Source organism: Streptomyces sp. HUAS TT11 (assembly GCF_051553595.1).
Lineage (GTDB): Bacteria > Actinomycetota > Actinomycetes > Streptomycetales > Streptomycetaceae > Streptomyces.
The window spans coordinates 9,356,092-9,379,916 of the sequence record NZ_CP196184.1; the positions used below are offsets into that span (position 1 = coordinate 9,356,092).

A 23,825-nucleotide genomic window follows, 5' to 3' on the forward strand; every position below is an offset into this window, starting at 1 on the left:
CCGACAACCCGTTCAGGTCGCCACCCTTCCGGGAGTTGGACATGACCCATGAGTTCCCCGTCTCACCGGCTCAGGAAGGGCTGATGGCGACGGCCCGCTCCGGCCTGTACTCCGGCCGGGCCAACGTACCCGTCGCCTTCGCCGTGCACGGTCCGTTCGAGACCGAGGCGTTCCGCCGCGCCTTGCACACGGTCGTCGCCCGCCACGAGGCGCTGCGCACGGTCGTCCGCCCGTCGGACGCCGGTCCGGTGCAACGGGTCGTGCCGGCCGACGCCGGGCACGCCGATGTCGTGGAGCACCATGTGACCGTCGGCGAGGTGCACGACCGGATGCTCACCGAGGCGGCACGCCCCTTCGACCCCGCATCAGGCCCGCTGCTGCGCGCGATCGTGTACCGCGTGGCGGACGGCAGCACCCAGGTCCTCCTCGTCGCCCACCAACTCGTGTGCGACGGCCGGTCATGGCAGCTGCTCCTGGACGAACTCTCTTCGGCCTACACCGCATTCGGTGCCGGTGCGCCGTGGGAACCGGACGAACCGGCGGTTCACTACGGCGACTTCGCGCTCTGGGACCGCGAGTGGCGTGACTCGGGCGGCTACACCGAGGCCGTGGCGTTCTGGACGGACGAGCTGCGCGGAGCCGACCCGGCTGTCCGGCTACCCACCGACCGGACGCCGCCGACACGCCGCACCGCCGACGGAGGCACGGCGGCGCTCGCCCTGAACTCCGCTCTGTGCCATCGACTTGACGAGGTATCGCATCAGCACCGCTGCACGCCGTTCATGACGCTGTTCGCCGCGTTCAGCGCATTCCTCGGCCGTCTCTGTGCGACGGACGATCTGATCGTGGGAGTACCCGCGGCCGGGCGCGAACGAAGTGAACTCCAAGACATCGTGGGCCCGTTCACCACTCTGCTCGCCGTGCGTGCGGACCTGACGGGCTCTCCGACCTTCGCCGACCTGATGCGGCGGACCCGGACCCGCATGCTCGCGGGTCAGTCCCACAGGGACGCGCCCTACGTCGACGTGGTCGACGCCTCGGCTTCCGGCAGGACCGCTCAGGAGCCGTTCGTCCACGTGGCCTTCGCCTACGAGGAAGCCCTGCCGATCTTCGAGATCGCGGGCGCCGACGTCCGCCGGATTCCCCTGCCCGCGCCCACGGCAGGTTTCGATCTGGCGATGACCGCCGAACGGACGGGCGAGGAGGTGACGGCGTACTTCTCGTACGCGGCCGACCTGCTGGACGCGGCCACCGTACGGCGGTGGAGCACCGACTTCCGCGCCCTGCTGGAGCGCCTGCTCGACGCCCCGGACACACCCTTGGCGGCCGAGCGCGTCGTGAGCGCCGACGAACAGGAACTGCTCCTGGAGACCGCGAACCGAACCGCCGAGGCGGTAGTGGGTCCGGCGGTCACGGAACTGGTCGCCGCGCGGGCCGCGGAACGGCCCGACGCGGTGGCCGTCACCGACCGGACGACGACCCTCACCTACCGGCAACTCCTCGACCGCGCCGACGGACTGGCGTCACACCTTCGGTCGCTCGGGGTCGGTCCCGAAGTGACCGTGGGCCTGTTGCTGCCCCGGTCCGCCGAGATGTGCACGGCCGCACTCGCGGTGCTCCGAGCGGGCGGCGCGTACGTTCCCCTGGACCCCGGCAATCCTCCGTCCAGGCTCGCCCACATGGCCGAGAACTCGGCGATGCGCGTGGTGCTCGCTGCCCCCGAGACCGAGGACCTCGCCGCCGAACTGGGCGTACCGGTCCTGCGGACCGACACGACAGGCCCCACGGCCTCCTTCGAGCCCACGCCTCCGGCACCCTCCCAACTCGCCTACGTCATCTACACCTCAGGTTCCACCGGCACGCCCAAGGGCATCGCGGTCGAGCACCGCGCTCTGACGAACCTCGCCCAGGCGGTGCGCGGGGACTTCGGGATCGGCCCCGACGACCGGGTGCTGCAGTACATGAACTTCGGCTTCGACCCGGCTGTCTCCGACCTCTTCTTCACCTGGACGGCCGGCGCGGAACTGCACATCGCGACCGCCGACGAACGGCTCGGCGAGGATCTGCTGGAGCGGCTGCGGCAGTCCCGCATCACCTACGTCGTACTGCCGCCGACCGCGGCGCTCTCGGTACCCGGCCCCGGTGACCGACTGCCCCGGCTGCGCACCCTCGCGGTGGGCGGGGAGCCGTGCCCCGCCGAACTGGTCTCCCGCTGGGCCGCCCCAGGGCGGAGGGTCCTCAATGTGTACGGTCCGACGGAGACGACGGTGTACTCCACCACGGCCGCACTGGTACCGGGTGAACCCGTCGTCCTCGGACGGCCGGTGGGCGGCGCGTCGGTCGTCGTACTGGACGACCGGCTGCGACCGGCGCCACGAGGGGGGACCGGCGAGATCCATGTCGCCGGCGCCAACCTGACCCGTGGGTACGTCAACGGCCCGGCCATAACGGCGGAACGCTTCGTCGCGAATCCGTACGGCCCGCCGGGATCGCGCATGTACCGCACCGGGGACCTGGGCAGATACGGCCCCGACGGGGAGCTGTACTACCTCGGGCGCGTCGACGCCCAGGTGAAGGTGCGCGGCTTCCGTGTCGAACTCGCCGAGATCGAGAGCGCGTTGGCGACCCACTCCGAGGTGGTGATGGCGGCCGTCGCGGCCGTCGGCGGTCCCGACGACCGTCGGCTGGTCGCCCACGTCGTCCACACCGCCGGCTCCCACCCCCGAGTCGGTGAACTGCGCTCCCATCTCGCGGAGCGGCTGCCCGGCTACATGGTGCCGGAGCACTTCGTGTACACCGACGCCCTGCCGTTCAACCGCTCCGGGAAGATCGACCGGGCGAGACTCCCGGACCCCTCGGTCGCCCGGCTCGCGCACGACGAACCCGCTGCCCGGCCGGTCACCGCGACCGAGCACCGGCTGGCCGGGGTGTGGTCCCGGGTGCTCGGACACGACCGGATCGGGACGCACGACAACTTCTTCGACCTCGGCGGCAACTCGCTCAGGACACTGGCCGTGCTGAGCGCCCTGCGGGCGGAACCGGCCGACGGCGACACCGAGGGCCTGGCCCTCGTGGACCTGTTCAGGTTTCCGACGGTCGCCGCACTCGCCGCCCACCTGGACGGACTGGCCGGACGCTCCGGGACCGGCCCGCCGAACGACGACGCGGACTCCGTCGCCGAGGCGCGACAGCGCGGCCTGCGCCGTCGCGCCCGTACCGCCGGGCTGCGCGACGCCCGGTCGCCCGACGAACCGAAAGGCAGTGTGTGATGACCCAGTACTCCGTGGAGGGCGCCGTCGCCGTCATCGGTCTCAGCGGACGGTTCCCCGGCGCTCCCGACCTCGACCGGTACTGGGAGAACCTGCGCGACGGCGTGTGCTCCTTGCGCGATTTCACAGCGGACGAGCTGCTGGCGGCCGGAGTGCCGCAGGAGGAGGTCCGGCGCGCGGAGTACGTACCCACCAAGGGCTGGCTCGCTGATGCCGACCGCTTCGACCATGCCCTCTTCCGCTTCAGCCGGACGGACGCCGCCGTACTGGATCCGCAGCACCGGCTGTTGCTGGAGACCGCGTGGTCCGCTCTGCTGGACGCGGGTCTCGACCCGTACGCACCACCGGCCCGGACCGGTGTGTTCGCCGGCGGCAGCATCACCGAGCACATGTTCGCGGCCCGCTCAGCGCGCCAAGTCGGCGATCCCGTTGGGGACTTGCAGACGCGCATCCTCACCGACCGGGAGTTCCTGGCCCCCTGGATCTCGTACCGGCTGGGTCTGGACGGTCCCAGCATCGGGGTGCAGACCGCCTGTTCCACCTCGCTCACCGCCGTTCACCTGGCGGTGCAGGCCCTGATCCTGGGGGAGTGCGACACCGCGTTGGCGGGCGGGGTGGCCGTGGACGCCGTGGAGCCGCGCGGCTACCACTGTCAGAAGGGCGGCATCTATGCGCCGGACGGGCGTTGCCGACCGTTCGACGAAGGGGCTTCGGGCACCGTTCCCGGCAATGGCGTCGGGCTCGTCGTGCTGCGCCGGTTGGAGGACGCCCTGGCGGACGGAGACCCGGTCCGCGCCGTGATCCGTGCCTCGGCCGTGACCAACGACGGGGCGGGCAAGGTCGGTTTCACGGCGCCCGGGGTGCAGGGCCAGACGAGGGCCATCACCGAAGCGTGGGCCGCGGCGGGCCTGGAACCGGCGCAGGCGCAGTACCTGGAGGCGCACGGCACGGGCACCGAACTGGGCGACCAGGTGGAGATCGCCGCAGCCGCGGCGGCGTTCCACGCGGCCGAAAGAGGCGGGATCGCGCTGGGCTCCGTGAAGGCGAACATCGGACACCTGGACGCGGCGGCAGGCATCGCGCAGTTGGCCAAGACGGTTCTCATGCTGGAGAACCGGCTGCTCGTGCCGAGCCCCGGCGTGACCCGTCCTCACCCGGATCTGGCGCGCTCTCCGTTCCGTCTGGTGCTGCGGACCTCCGAATGGCAGGTCCCCGCGGACGGCGTACCACTGCGCGCAGGCGTGACCTCGCTGGGGATCGGCGGTACGAACGTCCACGTGGTCCTGGAAGAGGCCCCACCGCCCCACCGCGCCACCAGGCCCCGGACGGTCCATGTCTTCACCGGCGAAGCCATGGGCGCGCTGAGACTGCCGGGGCGGACCGTGGACGGGGCGGACGGGACGGGCAACGACGGGTCGCAGGACGGCGAGAGGCAGGGGCAGGAGAAGGGCGTTTCGCTGGAGCACGCCCTGTCCGCGCTGGTCATCGACACGCTCGGTCTCAGCGGTCCCGAGGCACTCCATCAGTCGTACATCCTCGCCGGCGGCGACTCCCTGCACGCGGTGGATCTGCTGATACGGATGGGCGACCGGTTCGGCATCGACGTCCCGATCACCCGGTTCCTGGAGGACGTCCCGCTGAGCGAGCTTCTGCGGCGGATCGCGGCGGACGCCGAGGCGGACCCGCTCGGTGACCTGATCGACGAGATGGAGAGGGGTACGCCGCCTCGTTGACACGACCCGGAGGCAATCGCGTGCTGCGCTAAGCTCGCCCAAACGATCATGCGGTTCCCGCCGGAGTGTGGCCTCTCCCGCTCGGTCAGTGGTTTCTGCTTCACCCTCGGAGGTAACAGGTGATTCACCATGCAGATGCCCGCAACGGCGTTTTTGTGGGGAGGATAGCGGAACAGGACTTTCTCCTGAAGTGTGCGAACCGGGACAGTGACGACTTAGCCGTTGTCTATCTGCACGGGATGGGCGGCATAGGGAAGTCCACTCTTCTCCGGAAGCTGGCAGGTGATGCCATGGTTCAACGGGGAAAGGTGACGGAGATCGACCTTGCGATAGAGATGTTCGCTTTCTCCGATTTTCAGGCGGAGGTCCTGGAGGCGCTGGCCGTCGAGGACGCCATCCTTCTCATAGACAGTTTCGATCGCGCGCAGCAATGGGAGAGCTGGCTGCGCTTCGTGCTCCGGCCGGCGAGACTCGGCAACGCCTTGGTGGTTGTCGCGAGCCGCGTGCCACCGGACGTGAACTGGCGGACGGATCCGGAACTCAGCGGCACGCTCAAGGTCATCGAACTCAAGGAGATGACCGACGGCGAAGCCCGTACCCTGATCAAGGAGAACGGCTTTCATGACGCCGAGATCGGCGGGCTGCTCGATCTCGCCTCCGGTCACCCGCTCGCCCTGGTGCTCGCAGCGGAGATGACCCGGCGGAGGAAAGTCGGCAGCGGTCCCGTGAAGCCGGACGCCGCCTTCAACGGTGCCGTGCTCGACAAGGTTGTGGGAGATCTTCCTTCGCGCCTCCATCGGCAGGCGCTCGAAGTATGCGCCCTTGCTGAATGTGCCAACGAAGAACTGCTGAATTATATGGTCGACGGTGAAGTCGACGAGGTGTTCTCCTGGCTGCGCCGACTTCCCTATGTGGAGGCGCGTGAAAAGGGTATTCGTGTGCACAGCCTCATCCGGGAGGTCGTGTCCGAGGACCTGAGGTGGCGGGACCCCGACAGATCCACCTTGTTGCACCAGAAGATCCACAGCTATCTGTTGATGAAGGTCAGAGCAGCGGACGAGCCGGGCGCCATGGATGCGGCCAGAAACCTCGTCCATTCGTGCCGTGAGACGAGAACCGGGGCAAGTTCTCCTGTCTGTCAGGATGCGAGCCGGTTCCTGGAGACCGATTACGAACCCGAGGACTATGACAGAATAGTCGGACTTGTGGCGCAACGTGAGGGGCCGGAATCGGCCGCTGCGGTTGCCTACTGGCTCGATCGGCAGCCGTCGGACTTCCACGTCCACCGAGCGGTCGACAGTGGCGAACTGGTCGCCTTTTACGGGTTGCTGCACCTGGAAGAATCCGATCCGGACGCCGTGGCGAATGATCCCGTCGTCGCGGCGATATATGACTATGTCGACAGGCGTGGCGGAACGCGAGACGACGGCCAGATCCTCGTTTCCCGTTTCCAGATCGATCTCGGATCCCGTGTCGATCCGTCCGGAGTGGTGGACACGATGCAGATCCGCACGATCGTCGAGTGGATCCGCTCCGAGCGGATGATCTGGTCGTTCATAGCCATTCGGAACCCGCGGGTCTGGTCGCGGCGGATAGCGTCGATCGGGCATCCGTTGATCGAGGAGTTCCCGAATCTGGACGGCGCACCGCTGGCGATCCATGGGCATGACTGGATCGAAGAACCTCTCGGAGACTGGGCCGATCGCAGCATCTTCGGAAAATTGAGTGGTAAATCGTCGCGAGGCGACCAAGGGGGACGGCGGAGCGCCGGGATGTCACGCGCCGACTTCCGTGCGGCGGTCCGAGACGCGCTGAAGAACCTGGAACGTGAGGACAGTCTGGAGAGAAATCAGCTGTGCACCGCACAGGTCGCCGCGAGCGGGGCCGAGCTGAAGAGGATCTTGAGTGACGCGGTGACGACACTTTCCAGGAACCCGAGAAACCGCAAGCATTTCGACGCCCTGTATGCCACGTATTTCGTCGACACGCCGAACCAGGAAGCCTCCGCCGCGCGGCTCGGATTGCCTTTCAGTACCTACAGAAGACACCTGACCAAAGGAATCGAGGAAGTGTCGGACTGGCTGTGGCACGACCGGCTCTCATCGGGCGGCGCGGCGAGATGAAGGGGCCCGCCGACACCGCGCGTCCCTGGGTACCCCGCCGCCACGGCGATGAGGCGGCAGCGCGCGGACACACGCTCTGCCGACTCGGCTGGAGGTGCCTGGTCCTGTCCTGACGTGCGGGTGTGCACACCCGGACCGCGACCTCAACTGCCCACTGGTGATGAGCACTCATTGAACAGAGACTGATCAAGGAATGGGCTGGTGATCGCGTGGGAACGTCCATATGTTGAAAACGCCACTACGCGAGCGGAGCAGGTTCAGCGAGAGGAGCAGCCCCGATGTACGCGATCGGCTGGGGCCGGAACTGCAGGGCTTGTCAGGTGCAGGCGCAGCGGCAGCCCGCAGAGCGCTCCGTTCGGCCGTTCACGCGGCTGCTGCCCACCTGAACAACCATCGACCTGCCAACGGGCCCAAGGTCCCGGGGCGCATCCCTCCCGGTCTCACTCTCGGCCCTGCTGCCGGCCTGAGCCCCGCCCGTGGCGAAGCCACAAGGCAGTGTCCGGATCGACCTCCCCCACATTCCGGTGCCGCAGAGCGGTATGCCGGATGGCCGACCCTGAATCAGAGGTGGATGTGGTGCAACGCGCACATGAGACGGACACGGCGCTGTCGACGTCAACCGGCTCCGAACGGTGGCTAGTTGGGCGCCGAACGATCGGCTATGGACTGCTGGTCGCCGTGCCCCTGCTGGTCGGCGTCCTTCTCCTCGTCCAGGGCCTCGGCGGGCGACATGCCGCCACCGACAGCACCCTGACGTTGGACAACCACGGTGCGGCCGCACTCCTGCTCGCCATCGCGGTGGTCGTGGGAGCGGCACGCCTGGCGGGACGGCTCGCCGTGGTGCTGGGCCAGCCACAGGTGATCGGCGAGATCGTCATGGGAGTCGCTCTCGGCCCGACGCTCCTGGAGCGCCTGGTGCCCGGCACCGTCGAGTGGCTTTTCCCGCCGAATGTCCTCGGCGGCATCAACGCCCTGGCCCAACTCGGCCTGATCTTCTTCATGTTCAGCACCGGACAGGAAGCGGTACGCAGCAACCGGGACCAGGCGGGCCGTGAGGGAGTGCTCATCGCCCTCACCTCGCTCCTGGTGCCGTTCGTGGCCGGCCTGGCCGTCGGGCTCCCGCTGGCCGCCCGCTTCGCGGGCACCGCGGGCGACAGCCTGACCTTCCCTTTGTTCCTCGGCTGCGCCCTCAGCATCACCGCTTTCCCCGTGCTGGCCCGCATCCTCACGGACCTGCGCATGGAGGGCGGGCGCGTCGGACGGCTCAGCCTCTTCGCCGCGGCCTTCGGAGACGCCCTGTGCTGGGTGCTGCTGACCGTCATCCTGCTGCTGGCGCAGGGACACGGCATGGTCAGCCTCTGGCGGTCCCTGCTGCTCAGCACCGGGGTGGCGGTCGTCATTCTGTGGCCCGTACGGCTGTTGCTGGCCAAGGTGTTGCGCCGGCACGTGCGGCCCGGAACCCCGCTGGTCCTCACCATCGCGGTCGTCGGCATCGCGGCCTCCTCGGGCATCACCGCGCTCCTCGGCATCCACCAGTTGATCGGCGCCTTCCTGTTCGGCCTCGCCTGGCCGCCGGACCTGCCGTCGGAGTCGAACGTGAATCGCCCCCTCGGTGTCATGTCCCGCCTTCTGCTTCCCTGTTTCTTCGTCGGGTTCGGTCTCACCGTGGACCTCGGCGACCTGCCCTTCTCCTGGGGAACGCTCGGCACCCTGCTTACGCTGCTGGCCGTCGCGGTGGTCACGAAGGTGCTCGGTGTCACCCTGGCCGGCCTGCTGTCCGGGATGGACCGCCGGGACTCGGCGACGCTCGGTCTCCTGATGAACGCGCGCGGGCTGACGGAACTGGTCGTCCTGGGCATCGGACATGACTCCGGACTCGTCAACGATCAGATGTTCGGCATCCTCACGATCGTCACTCTGGTCACCACCCTGATGACCGGCCCGGGAGTGCGCCGGCTCGGCGCCGCGCCGGTCCACGATCCGACCGGCTGATCCGGTGACGGCGACTGGATCGCGTCCTGGCGGCACCGTGGTCCAGGGAGTTTGTTCTGCCGCTGGTCATACGGGGTGCCAATGATGGACGGATTGACGCTGAAGGCTGCGGTGAGCAGGGCGAAGTCCCGGTACGGGCACACCGCGTCCGGATCGTGCGAGGCCGTCCAAGCGCGGAGAAGTGCGAAAGGCAGATACATGGTGTCGTCACATACTGAAGTCGTATGCGAGATGTGTGAAATGCCCATTCGGTGTGCGCCTTCGTCCGATGGAGTGACTCCTCGTTCCCGCTACTGCTCGAATGCCTGCCGTCAGCGCTCCTACCGGCGCCGACAGCGGGTCACTCACGACGCGGTGCCGATCGGCTCGCCGCTGATGCACCTGAGCAGCTTCGTGGGCCGCACCGACGAGATGATCGAAGCCGGGCGCCTGCTGCAGAACGCACGCGTGCTGACGCTCACGGGGCCGGGCGGAGTCGGGAAGACCCGCATGGCACTGGAACTCGCGAGCCGGGCGCAACGCGCCAGACGGTGTGCGTCGGCCATGGTCACACTCGAACAGGTGACGGACGTGGCGGAACTGCGCCGGCGCCTGGCCGAGGCGGTGGGCGGGGCGGGCGTCTCCGGCGGCAGAGCGGGTGCCCAACTGTACGACGCCGAGCGGCTGTTGGTCCTGGATGGATGCGAGCACCTGCTCGACGACTGCGGCGACCAGCTCAGCAGACTGCTCCCGGGCCGACCTCATCTGCGGATCCTGGTGACCAGCCGTGAGCCCCTGCGGCTGCCGGGCGAAACGGTTTTCTCACTGGGCGGACTGACGATGCCCCGGCCGGACAGGGGCACCCCCCTCACCGAATGCCTGCGCTCGCATGCCGTCCTGCTCTTCCTGGACCGGGCACGCACCATCGCCTCGGACTTCCAACTCACCCAGGACAACGCGCCGTTCATAGGTGAGATATGCCGACGGCTCGAAGGCCTGCCGCTGGCGATCGAGATGGCGGCCAGGCTGGTCCGGGTGTTTCCGCTCGCCGAGGTCGTCGAACGGCTCGACGACGTCCTGGGGTTGCTCACCAGCGGGTGGCGGCTGGCGGACAGCCGTCACCAGAGTCTGCGCGCCTCGCTCCAGTGGAGCTATGACCTGCTGAGCCAGGAGGAGCGGCTGTTGTACCGGCGTCTGTCGGTACTGCCCGGAGGATTCGGGGCCGGTGCCGCGGCGGCGGTCTTCTGCCCGAGCCGGGACGGCGTGGCCGAGACGGCGGAACTCCTCATCGCCCTGGAGGCGAAGTCGCTCATCATGCCCTGCGCCGGACAGGGGGGCGCCGCCCGGTTCCGGATGCTGGAGCCCGTACGCCGGCACGGGCACGAACAGCTCGCGGCCGAGGGGGAGGAGGCGGAGACGTACGGCCAACTGCTCTCCTGGCTCACGGGGTTATGTGCTCCGCTCCATGAGAAGACCTACGTGCCGCCGGCTGCACTGCGCCGCATCGCGACGGAAGGCGAGAACATCGCCCACCTGCTGGGGCGACTGCACCACGACGACGATCGCCACGCCCTGCTGGCCGGCGCGCTGGCCACGGCGGTGCTGTCCGAGCAGGACGGTCCATATTTATCGTTTGATGTCATGGACCTGATTACGGAGGTCATGGGCCGTACGTCCGAGTCCTCCCGCTATCGCAGCGTCGCCCTGGAGGGCGCCGCCATGGGGGCAGCGGGGCAAGGTGACTTCGTCACGGCTCTCCACCACGTCACCCAGGCGATCGAACGGGAACGGAGCCTGGCCAACGACCCCTTGCTGTGCAGACTGTTGCTCCTGCGCGGAACCTTCTGCGAACTCGTCGACGAGGTCGACAGCGCGTCAGAGGATCTCCAGGAAGCCCTCGACCTCGCCCGCCGCCCCGAAGACATCGTTGTCGTGGCGCAGTGCCGGAGCGGACTGGCCCGTGCGGATCTCAGGGAGGGCGCGCTCGGTGACGCCGAGCGGGGGATAGGTGAGGCATTGCCCGTCCTGCGTGCCGCCAGGTCGCCGCGGGCGCTGCGCCCCGCCCTGATCACCGCCGGCATGCTCGCGCTGGAGAAGGGAGACCTGTCCGTCGCTGAGGGGTTCTTCACCGAGGTCATGGAGGAGAGCGCCGACCAGTCCCGGGAATTCGCGGGCGCGCTGGAAGGGCTCGCCCTGGTGGCTGCACGCACCTCCCATCACGAGGTGGGGCTCCGGCTGATCGGCGCGGTCACGGAGATCGGGCAGGACCGCCTGTGGGGCGGAGCGTGGTGGCGCACCCGGGTGCAGGCGGCCTACGCGGACGCCCTCCAGGCGCTGCCGGCCGGCCGTGCGGCGGCCGCTCTCCGCGCGGGCAAGGAGTCCAGGCGGAACCCGATCGTGGAGATCACCGTGGACCCGCGCAGGCAGGGTACGACCGCTCCGTCCGCCGCCGACCTCCTGCTGAGCGCGAGGGAGCGAGAAGTGGTCGCCCTCGTGATGGATGGCCTGACCAACCGTCAGATCGCGGCGCGGCTGCATGTGTCGGTACGGACCGTGGAGACGCACATCCGCAACATCCGTACCAGCCACGGGCTTCGGTCTCGTGCTCACATCGCCGCGTGGGCCGCGGAGCGCGGGATGAACACCGAGTAGTGCCGCGAGCGGCGCGGAGACGGAGTGCCCAGGGCGGCCTCGGGGGCCCAGCGGTCTCTCCTCGGGGAGGCCGCTGCCTCCCCGGCCGCCGCGCCTGCGGTTCCCGCGTTCGTCGGAGCCGGTCGCGGTCGATGGTCTTGAGCCGGAGGTAGAGAATGATCCCGTTGTCGTTCGCTCAGCAACGCCTGTGGTTCATCGAGCAGTTCGAAGGCGTCGGCGCGCTCTACAACATGCCGTTGCCGCTTCGCTTCGAGAGCGCGCCGGACGTGGCCGCTCTGGAAGCCGCACTGCGCGATGTGGTGGGCCGGCACGAGAGCCTGCGAACGGTCCTTCCCGAGTCGCACGGGGGTCCCGTCCAGCGGGTGCTGGACATCGACGAGGTCTCGCTCGCCCTCGAGGTGCGGGAGTGCGGCGACGAGGCGGAGCTGAGAGCGGCCGTCCGGGAGACCGCCGCCCACGGCTTCGACCTGGCGTCGGACATCCCGATACGGACCTGGCTGCTCCGCGCACCGGGCGGAGTCTGCGTCCTGGTGCTGTTGCTGCATCACATCACGGCCGACGGATGGTCGTTGGGCCCCCTGTTCGGAGATCTGTCGACCGCCTACGCGGCACGCACGAGGCAGGCAGCGCCCGACTGGGCACCGCTGCCGGTTCAGTACGCCGACTACGCGGTCTGGCAGCGGACGGTGCTGGGATCCGCCGAGGACCCGACCGGCTTGTTGGGACGGCAGTTGAGCCATTGGCGCGGCGTCCTGGAGGGACTGCCGGAGGAACTGGCCCTGCCGTACGACCGCCCACGGCCCGCGTTGCCCTCGCGTCGCGGTGGCTCCGTGCACTTCGACGTGGACTGCGAAGTGCACGCGCAACTGGTCCGGTTGGCCGCCGAGTGCCGGGTGAGCCTGTTCATGGTCGTCCAGGCCGCCGTGGCGGTGCTGTACACGCGACTGGGCGCGGGGTACGACATTCCGCTGGGAACGCCGGTGGCGGGCCGGGGCGAGGAGGCACTCGACGACCTCGTGGGATTCTTCGTCAACACACTGGTGCTGCGCGCGGACACGTCGGGCGATCCGTCGTTCGTGGAACTGCTCAAGCGGGTGCGGGCGGTCGGCCTTGAGGCGTACGCGCATCAGGAAGCACCTTTCGAAAGCATCGTCGAGCACCTGAATCCCACCCGCCTGGCAGCACGTCATCCCCTGGTGCAAACCGTGGTCACCCTCAACACCCGGGCGTCGGAACCGATCCGCATCGGAGATCTCGCCTGCCGTCTGGAGGACGTCGACCTGAACGTCGCCAAGTTCGACCTCTTGTTCGGCTTCACCGAGAGGCGGTCCGCCGACGGTGACGTGCAGGGCATCAGCGGACTGATCGAGTTCGCGGCGGACCTCTTCGAAGAGGAGACCGTGGGCACGCTCGCACGCCGGCTCGGCCGTGTCATCTCGGCCGTCGCGGCCCGGCCCGACCTGTCCCTCGGCGCGATCGACTTCCTCGAGCCCGACGAGCGGGAGCACCTGCTGGTGGACGGCAAGGGTCCGGCGTCGGACTCGCTGACCGAGCAGGGGGTGCACCGACTCTTCGAAGACCAGGTGGAAGCGAGGCCTGACGCCGTCGCCGTGACCACCGGCGAGGAGACCCTCACCTATGCGGAGCTCAACACCCGGGCGAACCGGCTGGCCCACCGGCTGATCGGCAGAGGGATCGCCTCCGAGGACTCGGTGGCGGTCCTGATGGACCGGGGCATCCGGCAGGTCGTCGCGACGCTGGCCGTCGCCAAGTCGGGCGCCACACTCGTGCCGTTGGACGGCCGCTCGCCGCTCTCCCGCCTGGAGACCGTCATCGGGGACGCGCAGGCGTCACTGCTCCTCGTCGACCCGGCTCACCGGGGCCACCCCGTCACCGGGACCGGCCGGTGCGAAGCCGTCGACACCGATGACATCGCGGATGAATCGGCCGCATTCGGCGGGAGCGTCCGGAATCCGGCGGTCGCCGTCCACCCCGATCAGCTCGTCCACGTGATGTACACCTCGGGTTCCAGCGGCACGCCCAAGGGCGTCGGCATCACCCATCGCAATGTCGTGGACCTGCTCGGCAACGGAAGGTTCTGGAAGGGCAGCCACGAGAGAGTGCTCCTTCACTCGCCGAGTGCGTTCGACGCCTCGACGACGGAATTCTGGGGTCCCCTGGTGACGGGCGGCGCGATCGTCGTCCACCCGCCGGGCCCCCTCGACGTCGCGACCTTCGTCTCCACGGTCGCCGCCCTGCGGCCCACGGTCGTCCAGGCTCCCTCCGGGCTGTTCCAACTCCTCGTGTCCGAGGACCCGAAGAGCCTCCGGGGCGTGCGCGAGGTGTGGACCGGCGGTGACGTCGTCCCCCCGGCCGCCACGCGCCGCCTGCTGCGAGCCTGCCCACGGACGGACGTCGTCGCCGTCTACGGCCCCACCGAGACGACGGCAATGAAGACCTGGCACGTCATGACGGACGCGGACGAGGTCCCAGCCGTCGTCCCCCTCGGACGACCGCTGGACAACGCCACGGTCCTGGTTCTGGACGAGCACCTCCAGCCTCTCCCGGCAGGCGTGACCGGCGAGTTGTACATCGCCGGGCCCGGCCTGGCCCGTGGCTACCTGGGCCGCCCGGCATCAACGGCCGACCGTTTCGTCGCCTGCCCGTTCGGCGGACCCGGCGCCCGCATGTACCGGACCGGCGACCGGGCCCGCCGCAAGCCCGACGGCGTCCTGGAGTTCGCCGGCCGGGCGGACGACCAGGTGAAGCTCCGCGGATTCCGCGTGGAACCGGGTGAGATCGAAACCGTCCTGGCCGAGCACCCCGCGGTGAGCCATGCCGTGGTCGTCGTGCACACCGCAGCCTCCGGCGACAGACACCTCGTCGCCTACGTGACCGGCGCCCCGCGGCCGGACGCCGACGAACTGCGCGCGTACGCCGCTCGCCACCTGCCGGAGTACATGGTCCCGTCCGTGGTGATCCCGTTGGACAGAATGCCGCTCACCGCCAACGGGAAGGTCGACCGTACATCGCTGCCCGACCCCGAACCCTCCTTCGCGAAGGGCGGTCGCGCCCCGCGCACGCCCACGGAGGAGGCCATGTGCCGCCTCTTCGCCGAGACGCTGGCGCTGGCGCTGGAGAAGGTCAGCATCGACGACGACTTCTTCCACCTCGGCGGTCACTCCTTGCTGGCCACAAGACTGGTCAGCCGTATCCGGTCCGCACTGGGCATCGAGCTGTCGGTCCGAGTTCTCTTCCAGAACGCGAACGTCGCTGCCCTGACGCATCACCTGACCGCTGCGGAGTCCTCGCGAACGGCCCTGCTGATACCTCTCCGATCCGAGGGCGGACACACCCCCCTCTTCTGCGTGCATCCGGGTGCGGGCATCGGGCGGGTGTACACCGCGCTCCTGGATCCGCTGAGGGCCCAGCAGCCCGTCTACGCGCTCCAGGCCCCCGTCTTCGGCACCGGGGACAGTGCGGCGAAGAGCGTCGAGGAGATGGCCGCCGCATACGTCGACCTGGTCCGCGCCGTGCTGCCCACCGGCCCCTACCGACTCCTCGGCTGGTCGTTCGGGGCGGTCGTCGCCCACTCCATGGCGGTGCACCTTCAGAACCTGGGTCAAGAGGTCACGCTGCTGGCTCTGTTGGACGGTTACCCGCCCCTCGGAGACACGCGCGAGGAGAGCGCCCCCGGGGACGAGGTGGCCCAGCTCCTCGTCTCCCTGGGGTACTCGAAGCCATCTGTGCGCAACGAGACGTCGGTGACGAGCGGTTCGACGCCCGTCGCCGACTTCGGTGACGGACCGCTGGCGGGTCTCGAAGAGGAGTCCGTCCGCGACCTCGCGAGGACGCTGGCCCACCACGTGGCACTGGCGGGTTCACACACCCCGAAGGTCTACCGTGGGGATGCCGTGTTCTTCACCGCACGACTGAGCCATGAGTCAGAAGCGGCGCAGGCTTGGCGGCCCTACCTGACAGGTGAGTTGGAGTGCCTCGAAGTCGACTGCGAGCACGGGGACATGATGAGCACGCGGCACGCGGCAGTGATCGGCGACATGCTCGCCCGCAGGCTGCGGGAGCCGGGGCCTTGAGGTCCCCGACCTGGTGCACCGGGCCGGGTACCGCGAGAGTCCGGCGGCGTAGAGCGTAACTGTGGCGATCACCGATGTCGTCCACGGACCTCGGGACGGATTCTGTCCCGGAGGAACCGGAGGAACCAGAGGAAGCAGGGCACCGAACCCAGAGTTGCGCTTCCCTGTGGTGCTGCCCCAGAGGCCGCAGGGCGCCCGTCGCGGCTCGGCCGGCAGGCCTGCTCCACCCGCCGCCGGCGCGGTCGGACCGTCCGCGCAGCCCCTGCGACGTCGAGCCTCGTGACACTGCCGCCGGGCCCCGAGCAAGGATCTGGAGAGGTACTCATGTCTGATTCCCAGCACGACGTACGGGCGGGCCACGACGGAGCACGTCGCGCTCAGAACGTGTCATTGGCCCTTCGCTGCGCAGGCCCCTTGGATGTGGCAGCGCTCGATCAGGCCTTCGCCGATGCCGTCGAACGACTCGAGAAGGGCTGGGCGGATCCGCCCGTTCTTCGGACGAACGAAACGCTTGGAGATCTCGACTCGGCGATACGGGACGCCCTGGCCGAACCCGTCGACCTCGCCGTCGGCCCGCCCGTGCGCGCGCACCTGTTCGCCGCGGGTCCGGAGCAGCACATGCTCGTTCTCGTGGCCCATCGCACACTGGCCGACGAACGCTCCCTGAGGCTGCTGTGGCGGGACCTCGCCCACGCGTACGAGGCGCGCACCGCCGGCTCGTCCCCCGACTGGTCCGCGATCGACGAGACGGTGCCCCGGCAGTCCCAGGGGGAACCCGAGGGCGAACACGGGACGGCGGATCATCTCGCTTACTGGAAAACCCAGTTGAACGGAGTGCCCGAGCAGCTGAGCCTTCCGGCCGACCGGCCACGCCCGACTGAGCCTTCGTACCGCGCCGACAGGATACCCGTGCGTATCGGCGCGCGTTCGCACGCCCGGCTGGCGGAGTTGGCGGAGGCCTCCGACGCGAGCCTGCTCATGGTGCTGCATGCCGGGCTTGCGGCCCTGCTGTCCCGTGTGGGGGCGGGCGACGACATAGTGATGGGTCAACCGGCGCCGGTATCCGTCCACGCATCGGACCTCTCGGCCGGAGGGCGCGGCAACGTGCTGGTGGTGCGGACCGACACCTCCGGCGACCCGTCGCTGTCCGGACTCGTGCAGCGTGTACGGGACACGACGCTGGCCGCCCGTGCGCACCAGGACGTGCCGTTCGAGTACCTCGCGGACCTGGTCGGCCCCGCCGGATCCCTCGCGCACCGTCCGCTGTTCCAGATCATGATGTCCCTGGAGCCCGCGGCGGACCGCCGCCATGTGGCCGCCGGCCTGCGGATGGACGTGGCGGACGCCCCGAGCACCGTGACGCGGTTCGACCTGCACTTCGACCTCGTCGACGAGGGGCAGGGAGCGGACGGGCACGCCGGCGTCACCGGCAGCGTCGAGTTCGCCACCGACCTGTTCGACCCGGACAGCGTGCGGGCGCTGGTCGAACGGTGGATTCTCCTGCTGGACGCCGCCGTCGACGATCCCGACCGGTCACTCGGTCTCGTGGACGTCCTGACGGCGGCCGAAAGGGACCTCGTGCTGGGGGAGTGGAGCGGCAGCGGCGAACAGGAGGGCGACGCGACGCTGCCCGACCTCTTCGCGGCACAGGTGGCGCGCACGCCGGACGCCGTGGCGGTGGTCTGCGGAGACGTCACGGTCTCGTACGCGGAACTGGACGCCCGCGCGAATCGGCTGGCGCGGTTGCTGATCCGTTCCGGCGTCCGGCCCGAGTCGCTCGTCGCGGTGATGATGGAGCGGTCCGTCGACCTCGTGGTCGCCCTGCTGGCGGTGCTGAAGGCGGGCGGAGCCTATGTCGCGGTGGACCCCGGGTATCCCGACGAACGCGTCCGGGACATCCTGGCGGACGCTCGGCCGGTTGTGGTCTTGGCGGACGGGGAGGCGAGGGACCGCTTCGCACGGTCCGACCCGGACGGCGCTGACGGCTCCGGGCCAGAGTGGATCCTGCCGGTGGAAGCGGAAGCGGGAGCACGGGACGCGACGGCGGGCCTGGACGGCCGAGCCGTCACCGACGCGGAGCGGTTGTCGCCGCTGCGGGCCGAGCATGCGGCCTACGTGATCTACACGTCAGGGTCGACCGGCAAGCCGAAGGGTGTCGTCGTCCCGCAGGCGAACGTGGGCCGTTTGTTCGCGGCCGTGTCCGATTGGTTGCAGCCCCGACCCGGGGATGCGTGGACGTGGTTCCACTCCTTCGCGTTCGACTTCTCCGTCTGGGAGTTCTGGGGAGCCCTGCTGTCCGGCGCACGGCTGGTGGTGGTGCCGCTGGAGGTGTCACGGTCGCCCCGGGAGTTCCTCGCGCTGCTGGCACGCGAAGAGGTCACCGTGCTCAGCCAGACGCCCTCGGCGTTCTACCAGCTGATGCAGGCGGAGGCCGAGGACCCGGAGCTGGGGGCACGGCTGGCGCTGCGCTGGATCGTGTTCGGCGGGGAGGCACTGGACGAGAGCCGGCTGGAGCCGTGGCACGCCCGGTACCGCGGGACCGGCCCGGCGATGGTGAACATGTACGGACCCACGGAGTTCACCGTCCACGGCAGCCGCCGTGTGCTGGACGGGACTGGGTTCGGTGGGCGCGGCGCCGGCGGCGCGAGCCTGATCGGGCGCGGTCTGCCGGGGCTGCGCACCTACGTGCTCGACGGGGCGCTGCGGCCGGTGCCGCCGGGAGTCGTCGGTGAACTCTACGTGTCCGGTGGTCAGTTGGCGCGGGGCTACCTGGGGCGGCCGGCGCTGACGGCGCAGCGGTTCGTCGCCGATCCGTACGGATCCGGGGGCGGGCGCCTGTACCGGACGGGCGATGTCGTCCGGTGGACCGCGGACGGACTGCTGGAGTACCTGGGCCGGGCCGACCAGCAGGTGAAGATCCGCGGGTTCCGCATCGAACCCGGGGAGATCGAAGCCGTCCTCCAAGGCCACCCGGGCGTGGCACGGGCCGTCGTCGTGGCCCGCGAGGACCGCCCCGGCGACAAACGGCTGGTCGCCTACGTCGTCCCGGAATCAGCCCCGGGCCACCTGGACGAGCAGGCCGAACAGGACCATGTGCACGACTGGCAGCGCCTGTACGACTCGGTGTACAGCGACGCCGCCCCAGCGCCCGTCGGCGACAACTTCACGGGCTGGAACAGCACTTATGACGGACGCCCCATCCCCCTCCCCGAGATGCGCGAATGGCGTGACGCCACCGTGGCGCGCGTCCTCGAACTCCGCCCCCGCCGCGTCCTGGAGATAGGCGTCGGCACAGGACTCCTCCTCTCGCGCATCGCTCCGCACTGCGAGGCCTACTGGGGTACGGACATCTCCGAGTCCGTGGTCGAGGAGGTACGGCACTGGGTGGCAGAGGATCCGGCGCTCGCGTCCAAGGTCGAACTGCGGACCCTGGCAGCGCACGAGACCGGGGGAATCCCGGAGGGCTACTTCGACGCGGTGATCCTCAACTCCGTCGTGCAGTACTTCCCCAGTGCCGACTACCTCCACCAGGTCCTGCGCTGGGCGGTGGGAACGCTGGCTCCGGGAGGAGCGGTGTTCGTGGGCGACGTCCGCAACCCGCGCCTGCTGCGCGCGCTGACCACCGCCGTCCACGTCGGTAGGGCACAGGACACGAGCGACGTGCCCGCACTGAGGCGTCAGGTCGAGCACGCCCTGATGACGGAGAAGGAACTGCTCGTCGATCCCGACTTCTTCCACGCACTCGCCCAGCGGGAGACGGATCTCGCCGGTGTGGATCTGCGTGTCAAGCGGGGCGCCCACCACAACGAGCTGACCAGATATCGGTACGACGTGGCGTTGCACAAACGGGGAGGCAACCTCCTCCCGATCGCCGACGTGCCGCGGGTGGACTGGTCGGAGCTCGGCACCCTCCCCGCCCTTGAGGACCGGCTCACCGCTGCGGCACCGCCCGCACTGCGGGTCACCGCGGTCCCCAACACCCGTGTGCTGCGGGAGGTGGCGCTCGCCGAGGCGGTCCGGAGCGGTCACACCCTCGACGACGACACGCGGGACGGCACCGGCACGCCCGACGACCTCGAAGCGTTCCACGACCTCGGCAGCAGGCTGGGCTACTGGGTGGGTGTCGCCTGGTCCGGCACTCCCGACGCCGTCGACGTCACCTTCGTACGCGCGGACCGGACGGCCACCGCGGCGCCCGTCGGCGCCCACCTGCCCACCCGCACGGACAGTGCCACCACCCCGCTGTCGGCATGGACGTCCGATCCGCGCAAGGCCTCGGCCGCGAGCACCCTGCCGTCGGCACTGCGGGACTTCGCCGGCGAGCGACTGCCGGCGTACATGGTGCCCGTCGCGTTCGTGGCGCTGGACCGACTGCCGCTCACCAGGAACGGCAAGCTCGACCGGGCGGCGCTCCCCGCACCCCGGTTCGACGCGTCCACGGGCCGGGGACGGACGGCGCGGACCCCGCACGAGGAGATCCTGTGCGCCATGTTCGCGGACATCCTGGGGGTGCCCGAGGTCGGCGTGGACGACGGGTTCTTCGACCTGGGAGGCCACTCGTTGCTGGCCACGCGTCTGGTCAGCCGGATCCGCACCGCCCTGGGCGTGGAAGTGCCCATACGGACCGTGTTCGACAGGCAGACCGCCGCCGACATCGCCGCCTGGCTCGCGCGGGCGGGCGTCGCACGTCCGGAGGTGACGGCGCGGTCCCACCCGCAGGACATGCCGCTGTCCTACGCCCAGCAGCGGCTCTGGTTCCTGGGCGAGCTCGAGGGCCCGAACACGACGTACAACGTGCCCGTGGCACTGCGGCTCAAGGGTGAACTGGACATCGCGGCCCTGTCGGCAGCGCTCGCCGACGTCGTCGCCCGGCACGAGAGCCTGCGCACGCTGTACCGGACCGTCGACGGGCTGCCACGGCAGCACGTCCTCGACGCGGAGACGGCGGATCCGCGGCCGGACGTCGTGGACGTCGCCCCGGAGGAGGTGGAGGAGGCCGTCCTGCGGGCCGCGTCGTACGTCTTCGACCTGACCGTGGACCTGCCCCTGCGGATGACCCTGCTCAGGGTGGGCCCCGCCGACCACGTCCTCGTCCTGCTGATGCACCACATCGCCTGCGACGGCTGGTCCCTGAAGCCGCTGTGGCGCGACCTGTCGCTCGCCTACGGGCACCGGTCCGCGGGCCGGGCGCCCGAGTGGACGCCCCTGCCCGTGCGGTACGCGGACTACGTGTTCTGGCAACGGGACCTGCTGGGCGAGGCGGACGATCCGGACAGTGTGCTCAGTCGGCAACTCTCCTACTGGACCCAGCAGTTGGCGGTCCTCCCCGACGAGCTGACCCTGCCGTCGGACCGCCCGCGGCCGGCGCTGGCGACCCACCGGGGCGCGGTGGCAGACGTGTCGGTCCCGCCCGAGCTGTACGCCCGGCTGACGAAGGTGGCGGCCGAGCACGGAGTGACCCTGTTCATGCTGCTGCAGGCCGGACTGGCGGTCCTCGTCTCCAGGCTCGGCGGGGGCGACGACATCCCCATCGGCAGCCCGATCGCGGGTCGTACCGACGAGTCCCTGGACGACCTCGTCGGGTTCTTCGTCAACACGCTGGTCCTGCGCACCGATGTCTCCGGCGATCCGACCTTCGCGGAGCTGCTCGGACGGGTCAGGGAGACCGGCCTCGCCGCGTTCGAGCACCAGGACGCGCCGTTCGAGCGGCTGGTCGAGGACCTCGCCCCGACCCGCTCGCTGGCCAGGCATCCGCTCTGCCAGGTGGTGCTGACCGTGCAGAACGCCGACCGCGCCGACCCCGAGTTCCCGGGTCTCCAGGCGGACCGCCACCCGATGGGGTTCGCGCCGGCCCAGTTCGACCTGAACTTCGAGTTCACCGAGCGGGTCGGTCCGGGTGGGCGCCCGGACGGCCTGGACGGACGCATCATCTTCGCGACCGACCTGTACGACCGGAGCACCGCGGCGGACCTGGGGGCACGCCTGCTGCGTCTGCTGGCGGCCGCGGCGAACGATCCGCACGCGCCCGTGGAACGCCTCGACCTGCTGTCGGACGCCGAGCGGGAACAGCTGCGGCTCTTCGCGAACGGGCCGCGCACTACCCTCCCTTCGGCGTCTGTGGCGCGGCTCTTCGAGGAGCAGGCGGACCGCACACCGCACGCGCCGGCGGTGGTGGACGGGGACGACTGCCTCACCTACGCCGAACTGGACGCCCGCGCGAACCGGCTCGCCCATGCGCTCAGAGAGCGGGGGGTGGGCCCCGAGCGGCCCGTCGTGATGCTGCAGGAGCGGTCGGCGGCCGTGGTGGTGTCGATCCTGGCGGTCCTGAAGGCCGGGGGCTACTACGTGCCCCTGCCCACGGCGTTCCCGGTGGCCCGCATGCGGTGGGTCCTCAACGACACGCGCGCACCGGCGCTCCTGACGGACCGGGCGCACCTGGACCATCCGCTGGTGACCGGGAGCGACGTTCCCGTGGTGACGGCCGACGACCCGCAGGCCCTGGCGGAGGTGCCGGAGCACCGCCCCGGCGTCCCGGTCCACCCCGACCAGTTGCTGTACGTGATGTACACGTCGGGTTCCACCGGAGCGCCCAAGGGAGTGGGAGTCAGCCACCGCAACGTGGCCGCCTTCGCCGCCGACCGGCAATGGCGTCCCCGCGACCGCGAGGCGACGCTGATGCACTCGCCGCACGCGTTCGATCCGTCGACGTACGAGCTGTGGCTGCCGCTGCTGTCCGGCGGGCGGGTCGAGGTGGCGCCGACCGGCATGCTGGACGCGGACGCGATGGGCGCGGCCGCCGGCCGGGTGTCGTCGGCGGTGTTCGCGGCGGCCCTGTTCAACGTGCTGGCGGAGGAGGCGACCACCGCGATGGGCCGGCTGGGGCTCGTCTGGTCCGGCGGCGACGTGATCTCCCCGGCCGGTGTGCGCAGACTCCTCGCCACCGGACCGGACGTCGTGGTCGGCAACGCCTATGGCGCGACGGAGACCACGGTCATCTCCACGTGGTACCCGATGCGGCCAGGAGACCCGGTCACCGGCACCGTGCCGGTCGGAGTGCCGATGGACGGCACACAGGTCCACGTGCTCGACCGCCGGCTCCAGCCGGTGCCCGTCGGGGTGCCGGGGGAGATCTACGTCGCCGGATCCGGCCTCGCCCGAGGCTATCTGGGCCGCCCCGACCTGACCGCGGAACGCTTCGTGGCGGGTCCCGCGGGCGAACGCATGTACCGGACCGGGGACCTGGGCCGCTGGCGCCACGACGGGAACCTGGAGTTCGTGGGCCGCGCCGACGACCAGGTCAAGGTGCGCGGATTCAGGGTCGAGCCCGCCGAGGTGACGGCGGCGCTGCTGGACCTGCCCGACGTCGGCCAGGCCACCGTCATGGTGCGCGAGGAGACCGGCCGGACCCACCTGGTGGCCTACGTCGTGCCCGAGGACGGGGCACCGATGCCCGCGCCCGACGCGGTGCGCGGCGCGCTGGCCGAGACCCTGCCCGACTACATGCTCCCCGCCGCCGTCGTCCCGCTGGACCGGCTTCCGCTGACCGGCAACGGCAAGCTCGACCGCGGCGCCCTGCCGGCCCCGGCGCTCGCGACCGTCTCGGGTGGGCGCGAGCCGCGGAACGACCGCGAGAAGGTCCTCTGCGCCCTCTTCGCCGAGATCCTGGGTGTGCCCAGGGTCAGCGTCGACGACGACTTCTTCGAGCTGGGAGGGCACTCTCTGCTCGCGACCCGGCTGGTGAGCCGTATCCGCACGGAACTCGGCGCCGAATGCGACCTGCGGGCCGTGTTCGACGCTCCCACCATCGCCCGTCTCGTCGACCGGCTCTTCACCGTGAAGGCGGCCCGGCCGGCGCTGAGGCCGCGGCCGAGGGTCCCGCACGTGTCCTGATCCCTGCGCTCTTCGCATCGATACGGTCCGCGTTCCCTCGTCGTGGCACGAGCGGAGCGCGGACCTTCTGCATGCCCCGGGCACGGCTGAAAC

The 23,825-nt window shown here is 70.1% G+C and carries 7 protein-coding genes; all 7 read left to right on the forward strand.

What is annotated here, in order from left to right; translation table 11 throughout:
* Positions 1-41: 41 nt before the first annotated feature.
* The 7 genes from ACSHXN_RS42210 to ACSHXN_RS42240 all read left to right on the forward strand — a co-directional run bounded on the left by ACSHXN_RS42210 (position 42) and on the right by ACSHXN_RS42240 (position 23,732).
* Positions 42-3,269, forward strand: coding sequence for a non-ribosomal peptide synthetase (locus ACSHXN_RS42210; protein WP_438306293.1), 3,228 nt, complete (start codon positions 42-44; stop codon positions 3,267-3,269).
* Positions 3,269-5,002 carry a beta-ketoacyl synthase N-terminal-like domain-containing protein gene (locus ACSHXN_RS42215; protein ID WP_355138741.1) on the forward strand — a complete coding sequence of 578 codons (1,734 nt, stop codon included), beginning with the start codon at positions 3,269-3,271 and terminating at the stop codon, positions 5,000-5,002. Before ACSHXN_RS42210 ends, ACSHXN_RS42215 begins: the two co-directional genes overlap by 1 nt.
* A gap of 308 nt (positions 5,003-5,310) precedes the next feature.
* A complete protein-coding gene (locus ACSHXN_RS42220; protein ID WP_355138743.1) occupies positions 5,311-7,125 on the forward strand; it encodes a hypothetical protein in 1,815 nt (604 codons plus the stop codon).
* 576 nt (positions 7,126-7,701) lie between these two features.
* On the forward strand, positions 7,702-9,117 hold the full coding sequence (locus ACSHXN_RS42225) for a cation:proton antiporter (RefSeq protein WP_355138745.1): 1,416 nt from the start codon (positions 7,702-7,704) through the stop codon (positions 9,115-9,117).
* A gap of 273 nt (positions 9,118-9,390) precedes the next feature.
* A complete protein-coding gene (locus ACSHXN_RS42230) occupies positions 9,391-11,748 on the forward strand; it encodes an ATP-binding protein (protein WP_355138747.1) in 2,358 nt (785 codons plus the stop codon).
* Between the two features lie 155 nt (positions 11,749-11,903).
* Positions 11,904-15,842 (forward strand): non-ribosomal peptide synthetase, encoded by a 3,939-nt coding sequence (locus ACSHXN_RS42235; protein WP_355138749.1) that lies wholly within the window; start codon positions 11,904-11,906, stop codon positions 15,840-15,842.
* A gap of 324 nt (positions 15,843-16,166) precedes the next feature.
* On the forward strand, positions 16,167-23,732 hold the full coding sequence (locus ACSHXN_RS42240) for an amino acid adenylation domain-containing protein (RefSeq protein WP_438306294.1): 7,566 nt from the start codon (positions 16,167-16,169) through the stop codon (positions 23,730-23,732).
* Positions 23,733-23,825: the final 93 nt, after the last annotated feature.